The sequence below is a fragment of the Dolichospermum sp. FACHB-1091 genome (assembly GCF_014697585.1).
Classification (GTDB): Bacteria; Cyanobacteriota; Cyanobacteriia; order Cyanobacteriales; family Nostocaceae; genus Dolichospermum.
Window position 1 is genome coordinate 1 of sequence record NZ_JACJSB010000056.1, and the last position, 2,257, is coordinate 2,257.

At 39.0% G+C, this 2,257-nt stretch carries 1 protein-coding gene and 1 pseudogene; one reads left to right on the top strand and one right to left on the bottom strand.

The window, feature by feature from the left end:
• Positions 1-641 (bottom strand): annotated as a pseudogene (locus tag H6G25_RS20745) (DNA methyltransferase); the annotation flags it as partial.
• A 186-nt stretch (positions 642-827) separates the two neighbouring features.
• Here H6G25_RS20745 and H6G25_RS20750 point away from each other — a divergent pair.
• Positions 828-1,892 carry a potassium channel protein gene (locus H6G25_RS20750; protein WP_035372309.1) on the top strand — a complete coding sequence of 355 codons (1,065 nt, stop codon included), beginning with the start codon at positions 828-830 and terminating at the stop codon, positions 1,890-1,892.
• Positions 1,893-2,257: the final 365 nt, after the last annotated feature.

Here is a 2,257-nt window from a genome sequence, read left to right on the forward strand (position 1 = left end):
ATATGTTGGATGATCATTTCCTGAATATCTAATAAGGTAATTTCAGGATTTATGGACTTTTGACAAATATTAAAAAACTTATCTCTGGCGTTTTCAAATAATATATTATTACCCTCTTGACATTTTATCAACTTTCTGAGAGAATCTAAGATAATGGGCAAATCCTGCCTAAATGTATCTATTGCTTCCCGAAAGTCCCGGACTTCAGGACGGACATAATTAATGAAGTTATTAATAATACTATCTACCGCATCCGCATCGCGCATAGTCACGCGCTGGGTTTCTTGTCCAGATTGAATTAAAACCGCAGTTTGAGAGTCTTCAAATAGTATATTACTATCGGGATAACCTTTATTTAATTTTTTTTCTATTTCCTCGTCTAATTTGTCGTATTGGTCTTTACTTTCCCAATAACCCCAATCTAAGCGCAAAGCATCTTTGATTGTCCCGTCGGGATAAACAATTTTCCCATTTGGTAGTTTGTAATCTAGTTCGGGAATGAGCAGAAAATCACGGGGTTTACAATATTCGTTTAAGAGGTTTTGGAAAGCGACGCGAATGGATGTTTCTTTGCGAGAACCACCATATTGAATGATTTTTTCTACTTCCGCTTGGTATTGAGTAACGAGGAGTCTAGACATGGTGGAGGAAATAATAGGGAATATTTATGAATATATTACTAAAATATTAGTACAATATTAACCGACCCTAACCCTGTCTTTGTTAAAGGCATAGGATCATGAGATGTTTTCACAAAGCGATCGCTCATATTAGAGTATCATCTATAAATCATCATTTAATTTTAAACTCTTAATTTTTATTAACCTGTGTATTCTACCCTAGAGCAAAAATATCAACGTATTCAAAAAGAGTTAATGGCCGGGGCGCTGGCCTTGGGCTGTATTTTTTTAATTGGCACTTTATGGTATTGTTTGATTGAAGGCTGGTCATGGGAAGACGCAGCTTACATGACTGTAATTACCTTAGCTACCGTCGGTTATGGGGAAACTCACCCCTTGGGTAGTCGCGGTCGTTTGTTTACCATAGCCTTGATTTTCATGGGAGTGGTCAATCTTGGTTATATTGTCAATAGGTTTACAGCCGCAGTTATTGAAGGCTATTTTTTAGAGGGAATTCGACTCCGACAACAAAGGCGTTTAATGGAATCATTGTCAGGTCATTATATCATCTGTGGATTTAGCCGCACCGGGCGACAAATTGCTAAGGAGTTTCAAGCGGAAGGTGTTTCTTTTGTGGTCATTGACTCAGAAATGGAATCCGCACAAAAAGCCCAGGAACTTGGTTATATTGTTTACCAGGGTGATGCCACATTAGATGATAGTTTACTCAAGGCTGGTATTCTGAAAGCAATTTGCATTGTGGCCGCTTTACCTTCAGACGCAGAAAATTTATATACCGTCCTATCAGCAAAAACCCTTAATCCTGGTATTCGGGCGATCGCTCGCGCTAGTACAGAAGAATCATTACAAAAATTACAGCGTGGCGGTGCAGATGCCGTAATTTCACCGTATATTACCGGCGGTAAACGCATGGCCGCAGCAGCCCTCAGACCGCAGATTCTCGACTTTGTAGATGGTATTCTCTCCGGTGCAGACCGCCAGTTATATATGGAAGAATTTTTACTAGATATGTCTCAGTGTCCCTTTATTGGTCAAACTCTACAAAAAGCTAAATTGCGATCGCAATCCGGGGCTTTAGTTTTAGCAATTCGCCGCGTTGATGGTAAACTCATTGGTGGACCGACTGGAGACACGGTGTTAATGTCGGGAGATACTTTGATTTGTATGGGTACTGCTGAACAATTACGGGGTTTAAATCAACTTTTGGGTCCTATCAGTTCCCAACCATTACGAAGACCGAAAAATAACTAGGTAGGTTGGCGTGAAAAATTGTCGTTATAGTGAGCAGGGCGTTTTCATTTTCTAAATTTGCGATGCCTACGGCGAGCGAAGCTATCGCTATAACCTTTTGACAATCAACATTTGGGCTTATTTTTGATATTAATTAATCAAAAATTAGGAAAAAAAGCTCCTATTGACCTGTGGGACAGGTTTTTGGGGCTAATTAACAGTAACTCAAAAGCTAACAATTAATAACAATTAACTACTTATGCTTCCTATGCCAAGTCACACCTCTATGGTAACAATATTGGAATTTTGTTGTAAAATATCTTCATGCTACTAGGATTCAAGACAGAACTCAAGGTAAACAAGCAACAAAAACTACTACTGGCACA